The organism is Aminobacter sp. 01T433 (genome assembly GCF_056398585.1).
In genome coordinates this window covers 158,466-179,464 of the sequence record NZ_JBFTPR010000004.1, presented here as the reverse complement: position 1 = coordinate 179,464, position 20,999 = coordinate 158,466, and the positions used below count along the sequence as shown (strand labels likewise).

30 protein-coding genes and 1 pseudogene are annotated in these 20,999 nt (G+C 61.1%); 20 read left to right on the top strand and 11 right to left on the bottom strand.

Translation table 11 applies throughout. From position 1 onward, the window contains the following. Window positions 1-51 precede the first annotated feature (51 nt). The 14 genes and pseudogenes from AC1DLV_RS08315 to AC1DLV_RS08250 all read left to right on the top strand — a co-directional run bounded on the left by AC1DLV_RS08315 (window position 52) and on the right by AC1DLV_RS08250 (window position 11,804). The gene (locus tag AC1DLV_RS08315) at window positions 52-339 is read left to right on the top strand and encodes a PIN domain-containing protein (RefSeq protein ID WP_476799084.1); all 288 of its coding nucleotides are present in this window, start codon (window positions 52-54) and stop codon (window positions 337-339) included. Window positions 340-615: 276 nt separating this feature from the next. Further along, on the top strand, window positions 616-1,551 hold the full coding sequence (gene trbB / locus AC1DLV_RS08310; RefSeq protein ID WP_476799249.1) for a P-type conjugative transfer ATPase TrbB: 936 nt from the start codon (window positions 616-618) through the stop codon (window positions 1,549-1,551). Further along, complete coding sequence (locus AC1DLV_RS08305) at window positions 1,548-1,880, top strand: TrbC/VirB2 family type IV secretion system protein (RefSeq protein ID WP_476799083.1); 333 nt, start codon at window positions 1,548-1,550, stop codon at window positions 1,878-1,880. Before trbB ends, AC1DLV_RS08305 begins: the two co-directional genes overlap by 4 nt. Next, window positions 1,880-2,143, top strand: coding sequence for a VirB3 family type IV secretion system protein (locus tag AC1DLV_RS08300; protein WP_476799082.1), 264 nt, complete (start codon window positions 1,880-1,882; stop codon window positions 2,141-2,143). Before AC1DLV_RS08305 ends, AC1DLV_RS08300 begins: the two co-directional genes overlap by 1 nt. Before the next feature lie 10 nt (window positions 2,144-2,153). Further along, window positions 2,154-4,640: a conjugal transfer protein TrbE gene (trbE, locus tag AC1DLV_RS08295; protein ID WP_476799081.1), complete on the top strand. Its 2,487-nt coding sequence runs from the start codon at window positions 2,154-2,156 to the stop codon at window positions 4,638-4,640. Then, window positions 4,637-5,401: a P-type conjugative transfer protein TrbJ gene (gene trbJ, locus AC1DLV_RS08290; protein ID WP_476799080.1), complete on the top strand. Its 765-nt coding sequence runs from the start codon at window positions 4,637-4,639 to the stop codon at window positions 5,399-5,401. The genes trbE and trbJ overlap by 4 nt, the downstream gene beginning before the upstream one ends. Window positions 5,402-5,412: 11 nt before the next feature. Further along, window positions 5,413-5,739 (top strand): putative entry exclusion protein TrbK-alt, encoded by a 327-nt coding sequence (gene trbK-alt / locus AC1DLV_RS08285; protein ID WP_476799079.1) that lies wholly within the window; start codon window positions 5,413-5,415, stop codon window positions 5,737-5,739. A 2-nt stretch (window positions 5,740-5,741) separates the two neighbouring features. Further along, window positions 5,742-7,118, top strand: a complete 1,377-nt coding sequence (gene trbL, locus AC1DLV_RS08280; protein ID WP_476799078.1) for a P-type conjugative transfer protein TrbL — start codon at window positions 5,742-5,744, stop codon at window positions 7,116-7,118. 3 nt (window positions 7,119-7,121) lie between these two features. After that, complete coding sequence (gene trbF / locus AC1DLV_RS08275; RefSeq protein ID WP_476799077.1) at window positions 7,122-7,811, top strand: conjugal transfer protein TrbF; 690 nt, start codon at window positions 7,122-7,124, stop codon at window positions 7,809-7,811. Then, complete coding sequence (gene trbG / locus AC1DLV_RS08270) at window positions 7,808-8,833, top strand: P-type conjugative transfer protein TrbG (protein ID WP_476799076.1); 1,026 nt, start codon at window positions 7,808-7,810, stop codon at window positions 8,831-8,833. The genes trbF and trbG overlap by 4 nt, the downstream gene beginning before the upstream one ends. Next, a complete protein-coding gene (locus AC1DLV_RS08265) occupies window positions 8,830-10,041 on the top strand; it encodes a TraB/TrbI/VirB10 family type IV secretion system protein (RefSeq protein WP_476799075.1) in 1,212 nt (403 codons plus the stop codon). The genes trbG and AC1DLV_RS08265 overlap by 4 nt, the downstream gene beginning before the upstream one ends. After that, window positions 10,038-10,124, top strand: a pseudogene (locus tag AC1DLV_RS08260) (DUF2274 domain-containing protein); the annotation flags it as partial. The gene AC1DLV_RS08265 and the pseudogene AC1DLV_RS08260, both read left to right, overlap by 4 nt. 215 nt (window positions 10,125-10,339) lie before the next feature. Beyond that, on the top strand, window positions 10,340-10,558 hold the full coding sequence (locus AC1DLV_RS08255; RefSeq protein WP_476836147.1) for a hypothetical protein: 219 nt from the start codon (window positions 10,340-10,342) through the stop codon (window positions 10,556-10,558). Next, on the top strand, window positions 10,551-11,804 hold the full coding sequence (locus AC1DLV_RS08250; RefSeq protein ID WP_476799073.1) for a site-specific integrase: 1,254 nt from the start codon (window positions 10,551-10,553) through the stop codon (window positions 11,802-11,804). The genes AC1DLV_RS08255 and AC1DLV_RS08250 overlap by 8 nt, the downstream gene beginning before the upstream one ends. Window positions 11,805-11,957: 153 nt before the next feature. Here the strand turns inward: AC1DLV_RS08250 and AC1DLV_RS08245 are convergent, their stop codons facing one another. Beyond that, entirely contained in the window at window positions 11,958-12,284 is a 327-nt protein-coding gene (locus AC1DLV_RS08245) for a hypothetical protein (protein WP_476836146.1), read from the bottom strand. 262 nt (window positions 12,285-12,546) lie between these two features. On the opposite strand from AC1DLV_RS08245, the gene AC1DLV_RS08240 reads away from it, so the two are divergent. Both AC1DLV_RS08240 and AC1DLV_RS08235 read left to right on the top strand, forming a co-directional pair. Continuing rightward, a complete protein-coding gene (locus AC1DLV_RS08240) occupies window positions 12,547-13,074 on the top strand; it encodes a hypothetical protein (RefSeq protein ID WP_476836145.1) in 528 nt (175 codons plus the stop codon). Between the two features lie 144 nt (window positions 13,075-13,218). Then, window positions 13,219-13,818 carry a hypothetical protein gene (locus AC1DLV_RS08235; protein ID WP_476799070.1) on the top strand — a complete coding sequence of 200 codons (600 nt, stop codon included), beginning with the start codon at window positions 13,219-13,221 and terminating at the stop codon, window positions 13,816-13,818. Window positions 13,819-13,844: 26 nt separating this feature from the next. On the opposite strand, the gene AC1DLV_RS08230 is transcribed toward AC1DLV_RS08235, so the two are convergent. After that, window positions 13,845-14,180 (bottom strand): hypothetical protein, encoded by a 336-nt coding sequence (locus tag AC1DLV_RS08230; RefSeq protein WP_476799069.1) that lies wholly within the window; start codon window positions 14,178-14,180, stop codon window positions 13,845-13,847. A gap of 118 nt (window positions 14,181-14,298) precedes the next feature. Here AC1DLV_RS08230 and AC1DLV_RS08225 point away from each other — a divergent pair, with 118 nt between their 5' ends. Beyond that, the gene (locus AC1DLV_RS08225; protein ID WP_476799068.1) at window positions 14,299-14,745 is read left to right on the top strand and encodes a Ros/MucR family transcriptional regulator; all 447 of its coding nucleotides are present in this window, start codon (window positions 14,299-14,301) and stop codon (window positions 14,743-14,745) included. Here the strand turns inward: AC1DLV_RS08225 and AC1DLV_RS08220 are convergent, their stop codons facing one another. The 3 genes from AC1DLV_RS08220 to AC1DLV_RS08210 all read right to left on the bottom strand — a co-directional run bounded on the left by AC1DLV_RS08220 (window position 14,746) and on the right by AC1DLV_RS08210 (window position 15,751). Continuing rightward, a complete protein-coding gene (locus tag AC1DLV_RS08220; protein WP_476836144.1) occupies window positions 14,746-14,961 on the bottom strand; it encodes a hypothetical protein in 216 nt (71 codons plus the stop codon). It abuts the gene before it with no gap. Then, the gene (locus AC1DLV_RS08215) at window positions 14,949-15,221 is read right to left on the bottom strand and encodes a DnaT-like ssDNA-binding protein (protein ID WP_476799066.1); all 273 of its coding nucleotides are present in this window, start codon (window positions 15,219-15,221) and stop codon (window positions 14,949-14,951) included. The genes AC1DLV_RS08220 and AC1DLV_RS08215 overlap by 13 nt, the downstream gene beginning before the upstream one ends. Window positions 15,222-15,616: 395 nt before the next feature. Then, the gene (locus tag AC1DLV_RS08210; RefSeq protein ID WP_476799257.1) at window positions 15,617-15,751 is read right to left on the bottom strand and encodes a hypothetical protein; all 135 of its coding nucleotides are present in this window, start codon (window positions 15,749-15,751) and stop codon (window positions 15,617-15,619) included. A gap of 35 nt (window positions 15,752-15,786) precedes the next feature. Between AC1DLV_RS08210 and AC1DLV_RS08205 the strand changes: the two genes are divergently transcribed. Further along, window positions 15,787-16,065 (top strand): autotransporter domain-containing protein, encoded by a 279-nt coding sequence (locus AC1DLV_RS08205; protein ID WP_476799248.1) that lies wholly within the window; start codon window positions 15,787-15,789, stop codon window positions 16,063-16,065. Between the two features lie 114 nt (window positions 16,066-16,179). Here AC1DLV_RS08205 and AC1DLV_RS08200 read toward each other — a convergent pair whose 3' ends face one another. Together AC1DLV_RS08200 and AC1DLV_RS08195 are read right to left on the bottom strand one after the other, a co-directional pair. Then, on the bottom strand, window positions 16,180-17,010 hold the full coding sequence (locus tag AC1DLV_RS08200; protein ID WP_476799065.1) for an aldolase/citrate lyase family protein: 831 nt from the start codon (window positions 17,008-17,010) through the stop codon (window positions 16,180-16,182). A 12-nt stretch (window positions 17,011-17,022) separates the two neighbouring features. Then, on the bottom strand, window positions 17,023-17,532 hold the full coding sequence (locus AC1DLV_RS08195) for a cupin domain-containing protein (protein ID WP_476799064.1): 510 nt from the start codon (window positions 17,530-17,532) through the stop codon (window positions 17,023-17,025). Window positions 17,533-17,705: 173 nt separating this feature from the next. Between AC1DLV_RS08195 and AC1DLV_RS08190 the strand changes: the two genes are divergently transcribed. Then, window positions 17,706-18,530 carry a glycosyltransferase family 2 protein gene (locus tag AC1DLV_RS08190; protein ID WP_476799063.1) on the top strand — a complete coding sequence of 275 codons (825 nt, stop codon included), beginning with the start codon at window positions 17,706-17,708 and terminating at the stop codon, window positions 18,528-18,530. Between the two features lie 72 nt (window positions 18,531-18,602). On the opposite strand, the gene AC1DLV_RS08185 is transcribed toward AC1DLV_RS08190, so the two are convergent. The 4 genes from AC1DLV_RS08185 to AC1DLV_RS08170 all read right to left on the bottom strand — a co-directional run bounded on the left by AC1DLV_RS08185 (window position 18,603) and on the right by AC1DLV_RS08170 (window position 20,587). Further along, the gene (locus AC1DLV_RS08185) at window positions 18,603-19,259 is read right to left on the bottom strand and encodes a hypothetical protein (protein WP_476799062.1); all 657 of its coding nucleotides are present in this window, start codon (window positions 19,257-19,259) and stop codon (window positions 18,603-18,605) included. A 12-nt stretch (window positions 19,260-19,271) separates the two neighbouring features. Further along, entirely contained in the window at window positions 19,272-19,850 is a 579-nt protein-coding gene (locus AC1DLV_RS08180) for a DUF2213 domain-containing protein (RefSeq protein ID WP_476799061.1), read from the bottom strand. Window positions 19,851-20,001: 151 nt separating this feature from the next. Next, on the bottom strand, window positions 20,002-20,211 hold the full coding sequence (locus tag AC1DLV_RS08175; RefSeq protein WP_476799060.1) for a hypothetical protein: 210 nt from the start codon (window positions 20,209-20,211) through the stop codon (window positions 20,002-20,004). 118 nt (window positions 20,212-20,329) lie between these two features. Beyond that, window positions 20,330-20,587 carry a DnaB-like helicase N-terminal domain-containing protein gene (locus AC1DLV_RS08170; RefSeq protein ID WP_476799059.1) on the bottom strand — a complete coding sequence of 86 codons (258 nt, stop codon included), beginning with the start codon at window positions 20,585-20,587 and terminating at the stop codon, window positions 20,330-20,332. A gap of 111 nt (window positions 20,588-20,698) precedes the next feature. Here AC1DLV_RS08170 and AC1DLV_RS08165 point away from each other — a divergent pair, with 111 nt between their 5' ends. Then, a complete protein-coding gene (locus AC1DLV_RS08165; RefSeq protein ID WP_476799058.1) occupies window positions 20,699-20,947 on the top strand; it encodes a DUF982 domain-containing protein in 249 nt (82 codons plus the stop codon). Window positions 20,948-20,999 lie beyond the last annotated feature (52 nt).

The following is a 20,999-nucleotide window of genomic DNA, read 5'->3' as shown; positions in this document are numbered from 1 at the left end:
TAACTATCCCGACGCGACGCAACAAGCTTCTTCATTTCCGCAATCTTGCTCATGGAACTCGAGAGCGGGGGGCAACGCGTGGAAAGGCGCGACGCGGAAGGGATGCGCTTGCGGACCTGGATGGAGACGCGCGTCATTCCTGAATTTGCCGATCGTACGCTTCCTGTCGATGCGACAGGCGCGCGGCGCCGCGCGCGATTACATGTGCCAGATCCGCGCGCCGAGCGCGAAGCGTTGATCGGCGCCTCAGCACTGGTTCATGGAATGACGGTGGTCACTCGAAATCTCGCGGACTTTTTTGCGTTCAAGGTGGACCTCGTGAACCCTTGGGAAGCCTGATCCTGACAATAGCTCGCGCCGAGCCTCGCGGGCGTTCGGCCGCTTGAGCCAATCTGACATCGTCGCTTTGCTCCGTCGGCTTCGAAGAGCAACTCCGCCGTTCTCCTGTATTTGCCCGCTACACTACGACGGCCTCTCAAAACTATTGAAGCGGCCAAATAACTGGCTCTTTTAATCATCCCGATCCAGGGCCGCGCGTCGCACCGCCCGCACGAGAACGGGGACGACGTGGCAATTTCCCAAGGAACATCCGATGCATCCTTGCGCGGTGCGCGCATGCTGCGCACGGCGCTCGGTCCGGCGATCGCCGGTTTCCTTGAAGACCCTTCAATCGTCGAGGTAATGCTCAACCCCGACGGGCGGATCTGGATCGACCGACTCGCCGGCGGACTTGAAGATACCGGCCGTACACTGTCGGCCGCTGACGGCGAACGTATCGTTCGCCTCGTCGCGCATCATGTCGGCGCCGAGGTCCATCCCGGCAATCCACGGGTCTCGGCCGAGCTTCCCGAAACGGGGGAGCGATTCGAAGGGCTTCTGCCTCCAGTGGTGGCAGCGCCCGCATTTGCGATCCGAAAGCCGGCTGTCGCCGTCTTCACGCTCGACGACTATGTCGCCGCCGGCATTATGGCCGCTGCCCAGGCCGAGGAATTGCGCAAGGCCGTCGCCGCCCGCGCCAACATACTCGTCGCTGGCGGCACGTCGACCGGCAAGACCACGCTCACCAATGCGCTGCTCGCCGAAGTCGCCAAGACGTCCGATCGCGTCGTCCTGATCGAGGATACGCGCGAGCTGCAATGCGCCGCGCCGAATCTTGTCGCACTACGCACCAAGGACGGCATCGTCTCTCTCTCCGATCTCGTGCGCTCGTCTTTACGGCTGCGTCCCGACCGGATTCCCGTCGGAGAAGTGCGCGGTGCCGAAGCGCTCGACCTTCTCAAGGCCTGGGGAACCGGCCATCCGGGTGGAATCAGCACCATCCACGCTGGCAGCGGCATCGGCGCTTTGCGCCGACTCGAGCAGCTCATCCAGGAAGCCGTCGTCACCGTCCCGCGCGCGCTGATCGCCGAGACCATCGATCTCATAGCCGTGCTCTCCGGCCGCGGCTCGCAACGACGCCTTGCCGAGCTCGCCTGCGTCGATGGCCTCGGCCCCGACGGCGACTACCGCATCACCCTCATCACTACCAGAAACGAAGGAGCATCCGCATGACCTCGTCGCTCGTCCACGCAGTTCGCCGTATCCCGGCCTTCTGCTCGGTCACCCTCATTTCGCTCACGCTCACGCCGGTCGCATACGCCTCTGGCTCGTCCATGCCTTGGGAACAGCCGCTGCAGCAGATCCTGCAATCGGTCGAAGGCCCGGTCGCCAAGATTATCGCGGTAATCATCATCATCGTAACCGGCCTGACGCTCGCCTTCGGCGACACTTCGGGCGGCTTCCGCCGGTTGATCCAGATCGTCTTCGGTCTCTCTATCGCCTTCGCCGCATCGAGCTTCTTCCTCTCCTTTTTCTCGTTCGGCGGCGGAGCGCTCATCTGATGGAGGAACTGGTTCCGGGATTCAGCGCGCCCGTTCATCGTGCGCTCACCGAACACATACTGCTCGGCGGCGCACCGCGCTCGATCGCCATCCTGAACGGTACGCTGGCGGCCGCGCTGGGCCTTGGCCTGCGGCTCTGGATCGTTGGGATCATGCTCGGCCTCATCGGTCACCTGGCAGCAGTCTGGGCAGCCAAGCGCGACCCGATGTTCGTCGACGTTGTGCGCAGGCATCTGCACATCCCCTGCCACCTTAGGGCGTGAGGTCACCGCAATGATGAACCTTGCTGAATATCGCAACCGCAATGCCCGGCTCTCCGACTTCCTGCCCTGGGTCGCGCTCGTGAGCGAGGGCGTCATCCTTAACAAGGACGGCAGCCTCCAGCGCACCGCCCGTTTCCGCGGCCCCGATCTCGATAGTGCCGTGGCAGTTGAACTGGTCGCTGTCGCCGGCCGCCTCAACAATGCCTTTCGTCGCCTCGGCTCCGGCTGGGCGATCTTTGTCGAAGCGCAGCGTCATGGGGCCGGCGCCTATCCTCAAAGCATCTTCGCCGATGCTGCGTCCGCACTCGTTGATGCCGAACGCAGGGCCGATTTCGAAGAAGCCGGCGCGCACTACGAGTCCAGCTATTTCCTGACCTTCACCTTTCTAACGCCCGCCGAAGACGCCGCGCGCGCCGAGGCTTGGCTCTACGAAGGCAGGGCCGAGAGCGGGGTCAATCCACGCGAGATCGTTACCGGCTTCATCGACCGCACCGATCGCGTCCTCCAGCTCATCGAAGGCTTCATGCCCGATTGCGGATGGCTGACCGACGCGGAAACGCTGACCTATCTCCACGCCTGCGTCTCGACTAAGGGCCATCGCGTACGCGTCCCCGAGACGCCGATGCATCTTGACGCGCTACTGGCCGACCAGTCGCTAACCGGCGGGCTCGCGCCACGCCTCGGCGACCAGCATCTCCGCATTCTCACAATTGTCGGTTTCCCAACCGCGACGACGCCGGGGATCCTGGACGAACTCAATCGCCTCGCCTTTCCCTATCGATGGTCGACGCGTGCAATTCTCCTCGACAAGGCCGATGCGACCCGTCTGCTGACCAAGATCCGCCGGCAATGGTTCGCCAAGCGCAAGTCGATCGCAGCGATCCTGAAAGAGGTGATGACCAACGAGGCGTCCGCGTTGGGCGACACCGATGCCGCCAACAAGGCGGCCGATGCTGACCTCGCGCTGCAGGAGCTCGGCGCCGACTACGCGGGCCAAGCTTACGTCACCGCGACGCTCACTGTCTGGGATGCCGATCCGCGCATCGCCGACGAGAAACTGCGACTGGCCGAAAAGGTCATCCAGGGTCGCGACTTCACCTCGATGGTCGAAACCATCAACGCCGTCGACGCCTGGCTCGGCTCCCTGCCCGGCCACGTCTACGCCAATGTCCGGCAGCCGCCGGTCTCCACTATCAATCTCGCCCACATGATCCCGCTTTCAGCGGTGTGGGCAGGGCCAGAACGGGATGAGCATTTTGCAGCGCCACCTCTGCTGTTTGGCAAGACTGAGGGCTCCACCCCGTTCCGGCTCTCACTTCACGTCGGCGACGTCGGCCACACGCTGATCGTCGGTCCGACCGGCGCGGGCAAATCCGTTCTGCTTGCACTGATGGCGCTTCAGTTCCGCCGTTATCACCGCTCGCAGGTCTTCGCCTTCGACTTCGGCGGCTCGATCCGCGCCGCCACACTCGCCATGGGCGGAGACTGGCACGATCTCGGCGGCCGACTGAGCGGCGACATCAACGAGCACGTCCAACTTCAGCCGCTCGCCCGCATCCATCATGTACCGGAACGCGCCTGGGCCGCCGACTGGATCGTCTCGATCCTAACTCGCGAGAGTGTGCAGATCACGCCCGAGGTGAAGGAACATCTGTGGTCGGCGCTGACCTCGCTCGCCAGCGCACCGGTCAACGAACGCACCATCACCGGCCTGACTGTCCTGCTCCAATCCAACGACCTAAAGCAGGCGCTGCGGCCCTACTGCATGGGCGGTCCCTATGGTCGACTGCTGGATGCGGAATCCGAGCACCTTGGCTCCGCGTCGGTGCAAGTCTTCGAGACGGAAGGTCTGGTGGGTACGGCCCCAGCACCCGCCGTTCTCGCCTACCTGTTCCACCGTATCGAAGACCACCTCGACGGCTCTCCGACCCTGCTCATCATCGACGAGGGTTGGCTTGCACTCGACGATGACGGCTTCTCCTGCCAGATCCGCGAATGGCTGAAGACGCTGCGCAAGAAGAACGCGAGCGTCATCTTCGCCACCCAGTCACTCTCCGACATCGACGGCTCCGCGATCGCGCCGGCGATCATCGAGAGCTGCCAGACCCGGCTCCTGCTGCCGAACGAACGTGCGATCGAACCACAGATCACTGCTATCTATCGCCGCTTCGGTCTCAATGATCGCCAGATCGAGATCCTCGCGCGCGCCACGCCGAAGCGCGACTACTACTGCCAATCGCGCCAGGGCAATCGCCTGTTCGAGCTCGGCCTCACCGACGTGGCGCTGGCGCTCTGCGCCGCGTCCTCCAAACAGGATCAGGCGCTGATCAGCCAGATTCACGCCCGCGCCGGCACGGACGGTTTCCTCATCGAATGGCTGCGTGCCCGCGACCTCGTTTGGGCCGCCGATCTTGTCCCGAACCTCACCAATGTCGCGCCGGCCGACACCCAAGCGCCCGGCATCCCAACCCCGAGCGAACAGGAGATTTTGATATGACGACCCGTCTACGTCCGCACCTCCGCACGGCGATCTTGGCTGCCGCTATGCTGTCCGTCTCCGTTGCTATGTCGCCCATGCTGGCAACACCGGCCCACGCATGGCGCATCGTGTTCGACCCGTCGAACTATGCACAAAATGTGCTTACCGCGGCGCGGTCGCTGGAACAGGTCACTAACCAGATTACCTCGCTTCAGAACGAGGCGCAGATACTGGTCAACCAGGCCCGCAATCTTGCCAATCTGCCGTTCTCGGCGCTCCAGCACATTCAGCAATCGGTCCAGAAGACGCAACAGCTACTCAGGCAAGCGCAGAACATCGCCTTCGACGTCCAGCAGATCGATCAGGCGTTTCAGCAGACTTACAAGAATGTCTCCCTGTCGACCTCCAATCAGCAGCTCGTCACTGACGCCCGCTCGCGCTGGCAAAACACGGTCGGCGGTTTGCAGGATGCCATGCGCGTGCAAGCCGGCGTCGTCGGCAATATCGAGACCAACCGTGCGCAGATGTCGGCGCTCGTCGGACAGAGCCAGGGAGCCACTGGCGCGCTGCAAGCGACGCAGGCCGGCAATCAACTTCTCGCCCTACAGGCTCAGCAGCTTGCTGACCTCACCGCCGTCGTTGCCGCCACGGGCCGCGCACAGGCGCTGACGGAGGCCGAACGTGCGGTGGCCGCCGAACAGGGTCGTGAACAGCGCCGCCGCTTCCTGACGCCGGGTTCTGGCTATCAGTCCGGCGACGCCAAGATGTTCAATCGCTGAGGGACACGACTATGGACGGCAAGACACTCGCGCGCATCGCAGCCGTCGTCTTCGTCGCGCTCGCCATTACGGCGACCGCGGTCGAGATGAACAGGAAAGAAGAAAAACCGATGGCGGCGATGCTGCCGGCGCCGGCGCCCTCCGCGCCAAACCCGCTGCGCGAGAGTCTCCGCCGCTGCCAGGGTTTCGGCGAAGCGGCGCTGCGCGATCGGGAATGCCTGCGCCTCTGGGCCGAGCAGCGCGATCACTTCCTCGGACTGAAGACGCCGCCGGCGACCTCGTCGGCTGAATCCATCACCTCGCCGTCTCCGAACGCGGTCGCGCCGGAGGCGCAGTAGACATGGGTAGCACCGGCGTCATCGACCAATTCCTCGGCACCTTCACGCGCTATATCGATTCCGGCTTCGGCGTCCTCGGCGGCGAGGTCGCCTTCATCGCCACGACGCTAATCGTCATCGATGTGACCCTTGCCGCGCTCTTCTGGAGCTGGGGCGCAGATGACGACATCCTTGCGCGGCTGGTGAAAAAGACGCTGTTCGTCGGCGTCTTCGCCTATCTGATCTCCAACTGGAACAACCTCGCCCGGATCGTCTTCGAGAGTTTCTCCGGGCTCGGCCTCAAAGCTTCCGGCACAGGCTTCTCGGTGCAGGACCTCCTGCGCCCCGGCAAGGTCGCGCAGACCGGTCTCGATGCCGGACGTCCCCTGCTCGAATCCATCTCCGGGCTGATGGGCTGGATTTCCTTCTTCGAGAACTTCATCCAGATCGCTTGCCTGCTCTTCGCCTGGGCGCTCGTCCTGCTCGCCTTCTTCATCTTGGCCGTGCAGCTCTTCGTCACGCTGATCGAGTTCAAGCTGACCACGCTCGCCGGATTCGTGCTGATCCCCTTCGGGCTGTTTGGGAAATCCGCCTTCATGGCCGAACGCGTGCTCGGCAACGTCATCTCATCCGGCATCAAGGTCCTAGTCCTTGCCGTCATCATCGGCATCGGCACAACCCTCTTCAGCCAGTTCACCCATGGTTTCGGCGGCCAAAACCCGACGATCGACCAGGCCATGGCGATCGTGCTGGCCGCGCTCTCGCTTCTGGGCCTCGGCATCTTCGGCCCTGGCATTGCCAATGGTCTCGTCTCCGGCGGGCCGCAGCTTGGCGCAGGTGCTGCCATCGGCACCGGTCTCGCCGCGGGCGGCATGGCAATGGCAGGGAGCGGCGCTTTCGGGGTTGCCGCGCGTGGCGGCGCTGCCGCGCTCTCGGGAGCGGCGGTCGCCGCTCGTTCTGGCGCATCCCTGGCAGGCGGCGCATCGGCCGCATACAGCCTCGGCTCGACCGGCCAGTCCGGTGCAGCAGGTGTCGCCTCCGGTATTGGCGGCGTCGCTCGGGGCGGCGGTTCGGCAGCCGTCTCGCCGCTGAAGCGCGCGGTCTCGCACGCCGGCGAATCCCTGAAATCCAGCACCTCGCTCGGCGCGAAGTCCGCATTCGAAGTCACTGGCGGCTCCTCGAACATGGGAACAATCGGTGGAGTAGCCGAGGCCGCCAACGGTACGGCCCCGCCCACCGCAGCCACGTCAGGCAGCGCAGCCGGCAGCGCGCCGGACTGGGCCAAGCGCATGCAGCGCTCCCAGCGCGTTTCCCACGGCATCCAGACAACCGCTCATGCCGTGCGCGCCGGCGACAGCCATGGCGGTAGCTCTTCCATCAGTCTTTCAGAGGGGAACTAACCGATGAACATCTTCCGACGACCAACCACGCACTACGGCAAGACGCCCGAACCCGAGACGCCATATCAACGCGCCAGCCAAGCCTGGGATGAGCGCATCGGCTCGGCCCGCGTCCAGGCGAAAAACTGGCGCTACATGGCCTTCGGCTGCCTGATCCTGTCAGGCGGCTTCGCCTCCACTCTCGTCTGGCAATCGGCGCGCGGCACAATCGTTCCGTGGGTTGTGCAGATCGATCGTCTCGGCGAGGCGCAGGCCGTGGCACCCGCCGTCGCCGACTATCAGCCGACCGATCCGCAAGTCGCCTGGCATCTCGCCCGCTTCATCGAGCAGGTCCGCTCGATCCCCGCCGACGCCATCATCGTGCGCCAGAACTGGCTGCGAGCCTATGAGTTCATGACGTCCGCTGGCGCCACGGCGCTTAACGACTATGCACGCGCCAACGACCCCTTCACCAAGGTCGGCAAGCAGCAGATCGCTGTCGACGTCTCGTCCGTGATCCGCGCCTCGCCAAACAGCTTCCGCGTCGCTTGGTCGGAGCGGCGCTATCAGGACGGCTCGCTCGCCGAGACCTCCCGCTGGACCGCCATTCTCACCATCGTCGTGCACGCGCCGCGCGACGCCGAAAAACTCCGGGCCAACCCGCTCGGAATCTACGTCAACGCAATCAACTGGTCGAAGGAGCTTGGACAATGACACCCGCCTTCCGCAAAGCCGGCAGGCCGGTTTTTCGTAAATCCTCAATTCCGCTTCTCCTGCTCGCCACCTCGGCGCTCGCAGGGTGCGCCACCGCCAACCCACCACCGGAAATTTCCTACGATAATGCTGCGCCAGCCGTGCAGACCGTCGATCCGCCAGCGCCTGTCCGCGTGGTTGAGGTACCGAAGCCGCTGCCGCTTCCCGGTCAGTTGAAGCCGGTCGAGATCTCGCGACAGGGAGCTGAACCGACCGACCCGGCCGCCCGCGTCACCCTGGCCAATGCCGCGGCGCGCGTGCAGCCGGTGCGCAATGGCTTCATCAATTCGATGCAGGTCTATCCCTTTACGCAAGGCGCGCTGTATCAGATCTATACGGCCGTCGGGCAGATCACCGACATCGCGCTCCAGCCTGGCGAGCAACTCGTTGGCTCCGGTCCAGTCGCGGCTGGAGACACCGTACGCTGGATTATCGGCGACACCGAAAGCGGCTCCGGCGCGACCAAGCAAATCCACATCCTGGTGAAGCCGACGCGGCCGGAACTGACGACCAATCTTGTCATCAACACCAACGTCCGCACCTATCACATTGAGCTGCGCTCGACAGAGCGCACCTACATGGCTTCGGTGTCGTGGCAACATCCGCAGGACCAGCTGATCGCGCTGCGCCGCCACAACGCGCAAGCCGAAGCCGTTCAACCCGTCTCGACCGGCGTCGATCTCGCCAAGGTCAATTTCCGCTATCGCGTAGAGGGCGATCGTGCACCATGGCGGCCTCTGCGCGCCTTCGACGACGGCCGTCAGGTCTTTATCGAATTCCCGCGTGGCATCGGCCAGGGTGAAATGCCGCCGCTCTTCGTTGTCGGCGCCGAAGGCAAAAACTCCGAACTCGTAAACTACCGCGTGCGCGGCCATCACATGATCGTCGACAGGCTCTTCGCTGCGGCCGAGCTGCGCTTCGGCGCCAGCGATCGCCAGAAGCGCGTCCGCATCGTGCGCACCGATGGAAGGCCGGCGTCATGAGCGAGAAATATCCCGAAATGGAAAAAGAAGCGCCGTCCTCAGTTGGCGCTCTACCGCTCATCGGCGAACCCGCAATGCGGCTCCGCCCGGAGCCACCGCGTGTGACACGACTATCGCGCAAGGTGCTCGCCGGTCTCGGTCTCATAGCCGGAGTCGGCCTAGGCGGTGCGCTGATTTATGCGCTGCAAACGCGCGATGCTGGCAACCGCGAGGAGTTGATTTCGATCGATAGCCGAGCCACGGCCGACGGCCTAGCTGGTCTTCCTCGCGACTATACCGGCCCGATCCTCGGTCCGCCCCTTCCCGGCGATCTCGGTCGACCGATCCTCAATGCGCAGAACGCGGTGCCGCCGGCGATTGGCACGTTCGATCCCGGCTTGAGCGCCGAGGAACAACGTCGTCAGCAGGAGCTTGAATCCGCGCGCACAGCAAAGCTGTTCGCGCCGACCGAGACACGGCCAGCGACGACAGGAACGCCAGCGGCAACGCAGCCGCTCTCACCCGTTCGGTCAATGCCGGATCTCGCCGCGCTCGGCCTCGGCCCCCAGCCGTCGACACCGTCCGCCCTCGACAGACAGAACGCGTTCCTCAACGCCGCGCCCGACAAGCGCACCGTTTCTCCGGATCGTGTTGCGGCTCCTGCGTCACCTTATGTGCTGCAGGCAGGCGCCGTGATTTCCGCGGCGTTGATCACGGGCATCCGTTCCGACCTGCCGGGCCAGATCACCGCACAGGTAACCGAAAACATCTATGACAGTCCGACAGGACGCTTTCTGCTAGTGCCCCAGGGCACCCGAGTCATAGGCCAGTACAGCAATGACGTCGGCTTCGGACAACGCCGCATCCTGCTCGCCTGGAACCGGCTCATCTTCCCGAATGGACGCTCGATGGTGCTCGAACTCCAGCCTGGCGCCGATGCCGAGGGCTATGCCGGTCTTGAGGATGGGGTCGATTATCACTGGTGGGAACTCGCCAAGGCTGCCGGCCTCTCGACGTTGCTCAGCGTCGGCACGGAGCTTGCCACCGACAACAATGATCGACTGATCAGCGCCATCCGTGGTGGTCCCCAGGAAACGATCAACGACGCTGGTCAGCAGATCATCCGCCGCCAGCTCAACATCGCGCCGACGCTGACCATTCGCCCAGGCTTCCCTGTCCGCGTAGTCGTCACGCGTGACCTGGTGCTCGAGCCCTATGGATCGCAATGACCAAGCTGAAACTCGGCCCCATCGCAGACAGCAGGCCCGCTAAAGTGAGGCTTGAGCTTCCGGCGTCACTGCAGCGCGATCTCAAGGAGCGGAACGTTTGGCACGCAGCCGGCGAGAGGTTAGGCCCGGGCGGCGTCGGCGGTATTGGATCAGGGATCGGACGTGGCGGTTCCCCTTCGAGCACGGCTGGACCAGGGCGGATCTTGAAACAAAATCGCAGCTGTGGCGCGATCGTTCCAGGGCCACCGCTATGACGAGACGGGACGTGACTATCCCGGCGGATTCCTGGCCGCCGCGTATGAACTCCGATACCGCCGCCGCCTATTGCGGTGAACGGCATGTCGAGGACTTCTTGCAGCGTGTCGGCACGATTTATCCGCATCCCCGCTGGATTGAGAGCACCCGCCGAAAATTCTGGTATCGTGCCGATCTTGATAAAAGCCTCGGTATCGCAGAGCGACCGACGGGGATGGGGGAACGCTTCGTTGGCGCGATCAGGAAAAAGCGGCATGGTTGAACTGCCCCGGCACGTTCACCGCGTCACCAAACGGCGCAAGGCTGGAGACGAGACAGTTTACACCTTCTATACCCGCAACCGAAACACCTCTGCTGCCTTACCTTCGATTGCCCTGCCCGAGCCCCTGACCAAAGAATTCGCCTTTGCCATTGAGATTTGCAATAGTCTCGAGCGCAGGGGCAACCGTTGGCTACTGCATGGCTCCAAACTTCCGGACCACCGCCAAAAGGAATTCTGGCCAGACGCAGAGAAAGTCCATGCAGCGTTCCAGCGCCGCCTGCATGCCGATGCCAAGGACTTCACCGCCCTCATCGCTGCATTTGAAACGCACGAGGCATTCACCTCCCTTTCCGCTTCGACGCGCCGGGGGTACCTCTTCTCGGCAAAGCTGGTTAAGGCCGCGTGGGCGTTCGACCTGCCGGCCGAACTGACAACAGTCGACGTCCAGCAAGCCATTGACAGCCTTGGAGAGACACCGGCAAGCGCCAACCAATTCCGCGCTTATCTTTCCCGGCTCATGTCATGGGGCGTGCCACGCGGGTTTTGCACGGCCAACCCGGTACAGTTCACAGAGAAGATTCCAGGCGGCGAACCGTGGAAACCTTGGCCCGAGTGGGCTTGGGAAATCCTGGTAGAGCACGCGCCGTTCAATCTGCTGCTGCCGGCTGTCTCGGCCCTGTTTACAGGCCAGAGGCAAGGTGACCTGCTGATGATGTCGCGCCCGCGGGAAACGGACAGCACGATTGAGGTTCGCGCTCAAAAGACCGGTACTACGGTTTGGGTACCCATCCACAGCGCCTACCGGACATGGATCGACAAGGCACCGAAGGCTGATGCCGTCCAGTTGCATCTCGGTGTCAGGGGGAGGCCCTACGAGACAACCGACGGCTTCCGATCAGATTGGCAGCGAATGTTGAACACTGAGCCGTTCAAACCCTTCCGTGAACACCGCCTGGTCTTCCATGGCATTCGCAAGAACGCCGTCATCAACCTGCTCGAAGTCGGATGCACCGAAACGCAGGTCGGGGCCATCTGCAACATGAGCGAAGAGATGGTCCGGCACTACGGTCGAGAGGTCCGCACCAGGGTTCTGGCGCGCGATGGAATGAAGCTTTTGGAGTCGCGCTGGAGCGAGGTTCGCCAGCCTGCGTTGGAGCAAGAACAGAACGCGAATTGGAAACCAACCGTCAAGATTGGAAACCGTTGGCAACGCGACACGTTGGCCAATCAGCGGAAAAAGGAATGACTTCAGCATGATAATGTGGGTGCATAAGGGATCGATCTCATCGCCCATGCCTATCTACGCCGACACAGTGATGTCTTGGAACTGCGCGAGGTGTTGAACCTGTTCGCTGAGGCAAAGTTTTGATTGGCCGCTACATCGTGAAAGCGCATAGCGTTATTCGAATTCGGGGTCTACCGGCTCGGGCTCCGCTGTGGCAACCTCGGGCCGTTCATTGCGCTCCCGACGCGTCTCCCCATTCTCGTCGAGCGTGTTGAGCCGGACATGCTGAGCGACGTGCTCAGCCAGCACCGCTCTATTTCGCGAAAAAGCGGCTTCGTCCCCCAGCGCCGTATCGATCTGCTTGGCGATCCAGCCAGCAGCGAGGAGCTTGCCGACGTTGATCTTGGTCAGGGGTGAATTGGGATCACCGTCCAAGTTAGGCTGTTCGCAGTAGACCTCGGCCTTCTTCCGTTGGCTGGCGAGAGCAACGGCTTCTCCCATTTCCAGCCGACAATCGCTGCAGACAGGATCTCGGCAGTGTTGTCTTCGATCTTTTCGGCAGTGGCCGTATTGCGACCACCACGGAGCGCCTTGTTCTTGATCTGGCAATCGTCTCGCCGCGCAGCTTCAACAGGCTGTCCGAATGTCGGCCGACGATCCGGTTGACCGTTTCTGGTAGCAGCGACTTGCCACTCCCAATTGCTGCGAGAACAGTACGATCAAAACGCGTGTCCCTTCGCCCGCGAGTCAGATAGCTGCGCAGTTGATCGGGCTGGCCAGAAATCAGCTCTTGGCGCGCTCGGGCAACAGCGTTGCCCTGAACTGCGGTGAGCCCGATCAACCCTCCCTCTCGCCGCGCTGTGACCCGGTTCACCCTGCCGACGACGTCAAGTGCCGTCCGGGTCGGGTTGTCGCCGCGTTCAAGCCCAGACTGCAGCGCCATGCGAATGCCTTCCTGCTGATCGGCGATGATGTTCGAAACCAGCGTGGTCGAGTGATACCGAAGCCAGTTCTCGGCTTCCACATTGCGGGCATCGAACCGGATAACGAAACGATGGCCCTCAGGGTCACGCAGCGCCGGCATTTTCTCGACCATGGCAACACCGCCACCGTTAAACGCTTGCCTTATTGCCTCGTCCAGCGGTCGGAGTGCGGCCTCGCCGCGCTCCAGGCGCTCGACCACCCGCCGAAACACGATGTTCGACCTGATGTCGTCGATCGCTTCGATGAACGCGAGGCGCAGCAATGGCTCATAGTTCGAGACAAGCTGTTCGAACTGCTCGCGCGGTGATAGTCGCTTGAGCATCGCGATAACTCAATGAGGTTGGATTGGAAGATGCTTAGAAAGCTGCCTGCGACGTTAAGCGTTTCGAGGAGCAGTAACCTAGAGTCGAATATCTCTGACACTCAGTTGAGATATTACGGGTTATCACTATTGAGTTGGAACCAGATCAACATCCAAGTGCACGTCATTTTCGCTGACGCGATGTCATTGGAAGGAGACCTGCGGAATGAACTTTCATCCCGTGTGAACGGGTTTGAGGGTCTGCGCGATATTGCCAGGCTCCGCCTCATAGCAGCCACGCACACATCCGGACAGGAAATCACCCCTACCGGCAACATTCGAATCACAGATGGTCTACATGGCCCCATCATGCGGGCGTTTGACGACGTATTTTCCAATCTGGCCAGTCTTAAGAAACTGCGGGATCGTGTCGCCCACGCAGTCATCATCAACGCTGAACCAACCATCGGCGGTTATGTCGGTGCGAAAGGCAGTCGAGATCACGTTCTTCTTTCAGAAACCGCACTTTCCGCGCTCTATGAACGGATGAAGCATGCCCTGTTGGAGCTGGCTGCTCTGAACAAGCTGGTCACCTGGAGTCGATACTTGAAGGCAAATGACCCGATGACGGCGGCAGCGTTTAAAACGCATGCTGAACGGGAATCTGCAGTCAAAGAAGCACTCGATGCTGTCACGCACGTGACTGCGCAAAGAAGCAAACTGCCAAAGCTGCCAGACTTTCCCAGCTAACTGCCAATGACAACGCTCGTGGCTCCCTAGCGCGCCACAAACGCGATGTACGCTACAGCCGTCCCCGCCGCGGGCAATGGCCGCAAGTCCTTCATGACGTGCTCAGCGCCGTCGATGACCAGCACGTCCGACATGGCAGGCTCGACGGCCGGCACCGCGAACGTGACCTGGTTGTCGGTGGCAACGATCAGCGTGCCGTCGACATACTTCTGTTCAACCCGGCGCACCGTTGCGTCGAGCGGATAAGTCGTCACTGTCGGCGCGCCCGGTTCCCATGGCGTGGCAGGGTCGGGTTCGCCGGTGGAGATGCGTTTCAGCGAGACGACGCCCTGTTTGAACTCGGCAAGGACTTCAGACGCCATGTCTCGCATCTCGTCGTAGAAACCGGCCATATGATCCATAGTTCTCTAAGTACCAGGGTTCCACTGCACTGGAATCTCAGGTAGGCGACATCGCGGAATATTAATTTGGAGAGTATTGATGTCCGCCGAGTTTCCGAATTCTAGCAATCAGCTCATTGAGCTCACCGCTGACATTGTCGCAGCGTATGTTTCGAACAATCCATTGCCAGTCGCAGAGCTTCCAGGCCTGATTGCGCAGATCCATTCCAGCATCGACAAGCTCGGTACCCCAGCCGCGCCGGCGGAAGAACTCACACTTCGGATGCCCATCAAGAAGACGGTCACGCCCGAATACATCATCAGCCTGGAAGACGGTAAGCAGTACAAAACGCTTAAGCGGCATCTTTCGGGATTGGGTCTGACCCCTGACGAATATCGCGCCAAGTGGTCGCTGCCGAGAGATTACCCAATGGTAGCCCAAAGCTACTCGGCAAGGCGGTCAGAATTGGCGAAGAGCCTCGGACTTGGTCGCAAGCCTGCCGAGAAGACGCCTGTTAAGCGAGCCGGACGGCAACCGAAGGCATAGCTAAACCACCAAGATGCCCATGCCGACGGGTGTCGGCTCTAGAAGCGGAGCCGGCAGCCCGTCGATGACCGAAACTACAGGGCCGGCAATCGTACCCGTTGACTGTTCGCCCTGATCAAAGAACCCGCGCTCGACGGTATCGACTTTCTGCCGCTTCACGCGCTTGGCTGGGTCGGCGACCACCGAGAGCGAACCCGGTGCCCTCAGTTCGAGCAAAGCTCATAGCAGGCGTTGACGACGCGCAGCGGGATCAAATCGGAAGCGAGCCCCGCACCGAATGCCGAAGCACCGGTGCGGGGCCATGCCCGGTCCTGCTCAGCGCCTCTCGTCGGCACTCCTGAGAACCGCAGCCCACAACTGCCCTCGACGTAGGTGGTGCCTCGCTGGCGGGCCGCGCCAATGTCGCCAGCTGGCACGGTATAGCCGGCGGCGGTCGCATAGACTGTGAAGCCTTCATTCGTTCCGTAGCCGGCCATACCAGATCCTTATCTTGACGAAGGCTCATGAGGCATTTTGTCTTTGCGACCAAAGGCCTAGCGCCTTTATTTCGTGACAATCACATTGATGGTGTGGGTGGCGCCACCACCGGCGCCCCAGCAATGAGATAAGCGCTCTCGGTCCACCGAACAGGGCGCAAGGAGGTACAAAATGATTGTCCGTCGGTTCTGTCAGTCTTGTGCAGGACCCATTCCACGCGCTGCTCCTCGCTGTCCGTGGTGCCTTAGAAGTTACGCGACTCCTCGTAGCCTTCCGGAACACCTGTTCGGAACGAACCGTGGAGAGGAAGGGCGGACACCCGATCGAATTGTTGATCCGGCGCGCTAGCCTTTTGGGCAGGTGCGTTACCGCACTTAGCCCTTGGCTTGCATAATCAGGCAGTCAGGCCCGGCAGTTCGCCGGGCCCATTGGTCACGGTTGGGAAGCGAGCTCTTCGAGCAATGATCTCAGCCTTGTTGGCAGGCGTCTTGTCGCCGAGCAGCTTAGAGGCCGCCGATTTGAACGACATGAACGGCACGCTCTTGTCGTCGACCTGGCGAGGACATCGACGTTGCACTCGGCACCATCAACGCAACAGCCCGCGGAATGCTGGGCTGGCGTCACGCCTTTGGCGATGTGACGCCACTGTCGATCCTGGCCTTTGCCGGCAGCAATGCCTTCACCGTCGGTGGCGTGCCGATCGCCAAGGATGCCGCGGTCCTCGAGGCAGGGCTCGACTTCAACATCGCGCCTATGGCGAAGCTCGGTGTTTCTTATACCGGGCAATTCGGCTCGGGCGTTTCCGACAACGGCGCCAAGCTCGATCTTAGTGTCAGGTTCTGAAGCCCGCTCGTCAGCCCAAACACAAAAAGCCCCGCCACCTTTCGGCAGCAGGGCAGCTCAGAAAATGCGTAGCAGGATGAGCAACCGGATCGGACGACTTGGTCGCCATTTCCGCTATCCCGGTCGCCGGCTAACTGCGATTTCACGAGCACGCTCAGAAAGCTCAGCGCGCGCACGTTCCAACGTTTCAGGGGATGCCGCAGCCCACTCAGTGAGCCGCTGCCGAACGGATGAAATCGCTTTCCCAAAATCCCAGTCTGGCGGCGCATGTTGAAAGAAAGACCGCGATATCCAAGCCCCAGTCGCACCGAGTCGAGCGAGCTGCGCAAATACTAAGTCAGGGCTGACTGGAAGGGACAAATCGTCAATACGTGCCACGCCGCCGACCGAAAAGGCCAATGACGTTCGCCGGACCTCATTCGCGATCATATCCAAGATAGGCGAAACCAGAACCTCAAAATGACTTTGCACACCGAGTTCGAGGCGGAGGTCGTTGAGACCGATCATAACTTCCTGAACACCGGGCACCGCAAGGATTTCGCGAATTCGTACAATCGCAGACGCTGTCTCAACCAGGATTGTCACGGACGCGCGTTGGTTGACGAGCCGAACAAACGTCTCGACTTCACCTGCCGTTCGAAAATATGGCAGCATGAGAGCTTTCGCGCCGTAGCGCAGCACCGCCTCGATTTCTGCCGGCGTATCGGAGTTGAGAGGATTAAGGCGAACGAAAGACTCTGCCCGCCGAAGCGATCTGGCGACAACGGCAAGGTCTTCGACATTGTGACCGGAGAGACGCGAATTCTGACCCACCTGGCGCTCGGCTTTGCCGAGTTCCTCCAGGTCGACCCCTACCCTATTGACGCCGCTGTGGTCGCCCTTCGCAGCTAAGACCGGATCGTTTGTGATTAACGTGAGGCGAAATGCATCTCCGAAGTTTGCCACGCAATTTGTCCTTCAGAGAATATCCGGAATTTCCGCCGAACGCGGCGAAAGCCGCCAATTGTCCGGGTCATTGTGGTCGTAAAGCTCGTCGATGACATTAAGATAGCCTGCAGGCTCGCCGCTCTCGTTGCGTAGCGCGTGCCAAACGCCGGGCGGCACGATCACCAGGACTGGGCGAATAGCGCCAATGCGCACGACGTCGGTTGCGCCGTTTGAAGGCGACCCTTCCCGGCCATCCCAGAGCGCAAGTTTGATGTTGCCGCCGACCCCGACGAGATGGTCGGTTTGCTTAGAATGGGCATGCCAATCGGTGACGGCGCCCGGACTGAGCTGCACCCAATTGATCTGACGAACAGAGATTCCAATCACGGACCAATCCATCCGGAAAACCTCGGTCATGAATCCACTGCGAGTGATGACATTGCCAAGCTCGTAGATTTGAACACCGACGATGTTCGGTGATGCAGCCCTGTGTCCGCCCGGATGGACAGTTTGAGGATCTCTTTTACCAATCGTCGACATGAGGATGAATTCCCGATTTTTATCCGCGTCCTTAGCGTAATATTTGCAATTGTAAACAATGCAGTGTTGGGCGATTGATTTGGCGCAGGATCGCAACAGTGAAACCCAGGGCGTGCGCCGAGAAGGTCTCGATGAGAGTCGATTTGTACACGCGATGCTGGAATGACGCCGACATGTTGGGATTCATGTTCCGGCACTACGATCGTCTTGTTCAACGGTACATCGTGTTCGACGACGGATCGACAGATGCTTCCCTGGATATCTTGCGTTCTAATCCGAAGGTCGAAATCCGGCCGATGCCGCCATACAGCGACCCCGAGTCTCGTGTGGCCTCTGGCCTCGCTGTCTTGGAGAACTGCTGGCAAGAGAGTCGTGGCATAGCTGACTGGGTGATCGTGACGGATGTCGACGAGCATCTATGGCATCCCAATCTCAAGAATTATCTGCTTTCCTTGAAAAACCAAGGCGTGACAATTGTCCCCGCTCTTGGATTTCAAATGATGTCAGAACAATTTCCTCTTCGAGGCAGCCTCCTAAGCGATACAATCACCATGGGGGCGCCATGGTCTTTGATGAACAAGATGAACATATTCTCGCCGGACGATATCGAGGCGACCCATTTTGCCCCTGGGAGGCACACCGCATCGCCACTAGGGAATGTCGTTGCTCCTGCACGCGACGAGCTGCTTTTACTTCATTACAAATATCTGGGATTTCAACGCACCCATTTGCGCTACGAACAAGCTCGCTCGCGGCAAAGGGCCAAAGATCTCGCCTTTGGATGGGGCTTCCAATATTCTTGGTCCAAGGAAGAACTTCAGGAAGATTGGAACAAGGTCGCAGCGCAACTCGTTGATATATTGGCCCCCGACCTGCGGCCTTGGGAGACCCACGAGGGACCGCGTTGGTGGGCTGAAATCCAGCGAACTACTGCCGGCGTCCCAACCATGCGTACATCGCGCTGGTTGCCATCTTGGTGGCCGTTTCGGTCGGCTTGATGTAACAGCACGTTTCTAAAGACACGGTCCGGCGGCAGCCGAGGTTCCATATTGCTGACGTCTGGTGACTGGTTACCCAGGCGGCGGCCGGAACCATGCGAGGATTTTCACGACGGATTCGCCAAACATCACCACGCCTGCAAACATGCCGAGTATGCCCACAATCAGCCATTTGACGAAGCGCCCCACAGTCATGGTGGCAACGACGAGCTTCAGGCCGGCGTTCAGGGTGTCGATGTCTTCGTCTCGCAACTGCGCGAGAAAGGTGCGGGTTTTTTCCGGCAACTCGACCATACGGTCAGCGGGCTTTGCATTCAAATCCATCTCACCCTCCATCATGCACCGAAAGGCTTCTTGGCGATGAAGCGGCCGTAGAGCGCCCAGATCGCACCTGCCAGGATCGTGACCGGACCGACGTACAGCGTTGGCGCATCCGGCGCGCCGTTCGTCCATAGCTCGGCAATCAGTGCCAGCGCTCCGAGAATTTGAAGCAAGCGAGCCCTGAGCCACCCGCGACTGGTAGGCGGGTTCATTGTTCGTCGCATGCTGCTCACGGGCGGCAAGCTCGTCGCAGACGGTTTCGGCGACCACCTCACGAACAGCTGGCACATCCTTCGGCTCGAGGGAAATTCTCGGATTGCTGGCCACCTTGTCGAGCACCTTACCGATGACCGCCTCGATGACCTTGTCTGTGATCAGGCCGCCAATGAAGTTCTGTTGCTGTGGCATTTGGAGATCCTTTCAAGAAAAGAGCCAAGCGAAGATGCGGGACAGCCAGCCGGAACTCGGCTCGACAGCGATGGTGACCGCAGGCGCTGACTTCGGCTCCAAAGGCTTGGAAATACTGGGTTTCGGGGTGGTGCTTTGAGTGGCGCCTTTCGCCGCTTTCACCCGATCAAGAAGCGCCTCGACCGCCTCCGGCTTGACCAGCGACATGTTTAGCCCGTCCCCGGCATAGAAGGACTGGCCGCGCGATACCTTGCGGCTGCCGCCCAGTGTCGGGGCCAAGCCCGGCAAGGAGGCCCATTCCTGCGCCAGCCGCTTGCCGAACTCGGTGCGGCTGATCTTACCCGCCATCAACGCCTCATAGCCGCGCCGGAGTTCGCAGTGATAGCCGGCCGAAAGCTCGCGCTTGCCGGTTTCAACAGCCTCAATGGCCTTGGCGTCCTTCAGGATCAGCGGAAGCACGATCCATTCGTCCTGCTTGACAGCGGTGCTCACTTCACCGGCCGAAAGCTCTTTGCAGTTATCGGCGGTCACCGGCACGTCAGGGTGATCGATGGTCACCGGGGCATAGCTGAACGGCGCATCCTCGCGCATCGACACGTATCGGGTGTATTCAGCCTCGAACCGGACGCGGTATCGTCTGCTGGGATCGCCGAACCGTCATTTCAGCACACCGAATTCGGCTTGATCGGCCTCCCACTTCTCGCGCTGAAACCGAGCGTTGATGCGATCCTCGTCCTTGGCGTCATCCGCCGTAAAGCTGGCTCTGCCAGTACTTCCAGCCGCGATAGAGATAGAACACCGCGTCATAGTCCTCCCGGCCCATCTCGCCGCCGAAGATGTCCTGATCAATAGGCCGCGGGTTCTTGCGCTTCACCCCGGCGCCGCTGTGCTGCATAAGGTTGAACCAGACGAAGCCCATCTTGTCCGCCGCGTCCTTGAAGACACCGTTCATTTCAGCGGCGATGCGGCCTTAATGGGCCTTGGGGTCCGTCGGCTTCACCTTGCGCGAGTAGTGAGGCTGACCAACCCTGGCAGTCCCGCCTTGCGGCACATCGGCACCAGCGACCGCTTCACATAACCGACAAGGTGGTTCGCAGTGTCGAATGACCCGCTGCATTTCTTGATGCGTATCGGGAGATTGCGGGCTTCGGCCAAGGCATCGAGGTACCGCTGCCTGCCGGAAGAAACGTTTTCAGCGTGACGGGCGAGACGGCCTTGCGCTGTCGGATCAGATCGCCTGCCACGTCATAGATTTTGCGATGGATAGGTTTGTAGAAGTGGCTCCCGGCAGGTCGCCTGACACAGCCCCATAGTGGCGTTGTTGACAAGGATAGCGCCCAAGACCGCCTGCTCGGCCTCAACGTTGTTCCGCGCGTCGCGCCACAGATCGCCAGGATGCGCCTTCATGCAACCGTCTCCCCGCACATGCGTTGGTAGTGATGGAACTCAAACCAGCCATATGGGTCAAAGAGACCGACTTCCCGCGACGCGAGATCGCATCGGTCCCTGATGCCGTGGAATTTCTCGAAGCGTGGCCCCGCGACAAGCGCAATCCGTTCTTCGATCTGGCCGAGAATGCCATGCAGGCTGCGATCAATGGATCGATACCGGTCGACGAGGCCAGAGAAGCCTTTCAGTCCTTTTGCAGCGAGCAAGGGATATTGGATCAAATTCCGTTGAAAGACTGAGCCGCGGACGGTCGCTAACCTTGAAGCAAAAACCCGGCGTCGCCATTTCTCA

Coding starts and splice junctions, on each gene's coding strand:
- AC1DLV_RS08245 (WP_476836146.1), bottom strand. CDS start 12,284: ATGGGAGAAGCCGTTGCTCTCGCCAGCCAACGGAAGAAGGCCGAGGTC.
- AC1DLV_RS08250 (WP_476799073.1), top strand. CDS start 10,551: ATGGTTGAACTGCCCCGGCACGTTCACCGCGTCACCAAACGGCGCAAG.
- trbL (WP_476799078.1), top strand. CDS start 5,742: ATGGGTAGCACCGGCGTCATCGACCAATTCCTCGGCACCTTCACGCGC.
- AC1DLV_RS08225 (WP_476799068.1), top strand. CDS start 14,299: ATGTCCGCCGAGTTTCCGAATTCTAGCAATCAGCTCATTGAGCTCACC.
- AC1DLV_RS08255 (WP_476836147.1), top strand. CDS start 10,340: ATGAACTCCGATACCGCCGCCGCCTATTGCGGTGAACGGCATGTCGAG.
- AC1DLV_RS08210 (WP_476799257.1), bottom strand. CDS start 15,751: ATGTCGTTCAAATCGGCGGCCTCTAAGCTGCTCGGCGACAAGACGCCT.
- AC1DLV_RS08300 (WP_476799082.1), top strand. CDS start 1,880: ATGGAGGAACTGGTTCCGGGATTCAGCGCGCCCGTTCATCGTGCGCTC.
- AC1DLV_RS08265 (WP_476799075.1), top strand. CDS start 8,830: ATGAGCGAGAAATATCCCGAAATGGAAAAAGAAGCGCCGTCCTCAGTT.
- AC1DLV_RS08215 (WP_476799066.1), bottom strand. CDS start 15,221: ATGGCCGGCTACGGAACGAATGAAGGCTTCACAGTCTATGCGACCGCC.
- AC1DLV_RS08315 (WP_476799084.1), top strand. CDS start 52: ATGGAACTCGAGAGCGGGGGGCAACGCGTGGAAAGGCGCGACGCGGAA.
- trbE (WP_476799081.1), top strand. CDS start 2,154: ATGATGAACCTTGCTGAATATCGCAACCGCAATGCCCGGCTCTCCGAC.
- AC1DLV_RS08185 (WP_476799062.1), bottom strand. CDS start 19,259: ATGCCACAGCAACAGAACTTCATTGGCGGCCTGATCACAGACAAGGTC.
- AC1DLV_RS08230 (WP_476799069.1), bottom strand. CDS start 14,180: ATGGCGTCTGAAGTCCTTGCCGAGTTCAAACAGGGCGTCGTCTCGCTG.
- AC1DLV_RS08195 (WP_476799064.1), bottom strand. CDS start 17,532: ATGTCGACGATTGGTAAAAGAGATCCTCAAACTGTCCATCCGGGCGGA.
- AC1DLV_RS08175 (WP_476799060.1), bottom strand. CDS start 20,211: ATGAACGGTGTCTTCAAGGACGCGGCGGACAAGATGGGCTTCGTCTGG.
- AC1DLV_RS08305 (WP_476799083.1), top strand. CDS start 1,548: ATGACCTCGTCGCTCGTCCACGCAGTTCGCCGTATCCCGGCCTTCTGC.
- AC1DLV_RS08165 (WP_476799058.1), top strand. CDS start 20,699: ATGGAACTCAAACCAGCCATATGGGTCAAAGAGACCGACTTCCCGCGA.
- AC1DLV_RS08180 (WP_476799061.1), bottom strand. CDS start 19,850: ATGCGCGAGGATGCGCCGTTCAGCTATGCCCCGGTGACCATCGATCAC.
- trbF (WP_476799077.1), top strand. CDS start 7,122: ATGAACATCTTCCGACGACCAACCACGCACTACGGCAAGACGCCCGAA.
- trbB (WP_476799249.1), top strand. CDS start 616: ATGCTGCGCACGGCGCTCGGTCCGGCGATCGCCGGTTTCCTTGAAGAC.
- AC1DLV_RS08190 (WP_476799063.1), top strand. CDS start 17,706: ATGTTGGGATTCATGTTCCGGCACTACGATCGTCTTGTTCAACGGTAC.
- trbK-alt (WP_476799079.1), top strand. CDS start 5,413: ATGGACGGCAAGACACTCGCGCGCATCGCAGCCGTCGTCTTCGTCGCG.
- trbJ (WP_476799080.1), top strand. CDS start 4,637: ATGACGACCCGTCTACGTCCGCACCTCCGCACGGCGATCTTGGCTGCC.
- trbG (WP_476799076.1), top strand. CDS start 7,808: ATGACACCCGCCTTCCGCAAAGCCGGCAGGCCGGTTTTTCGTAAATCC.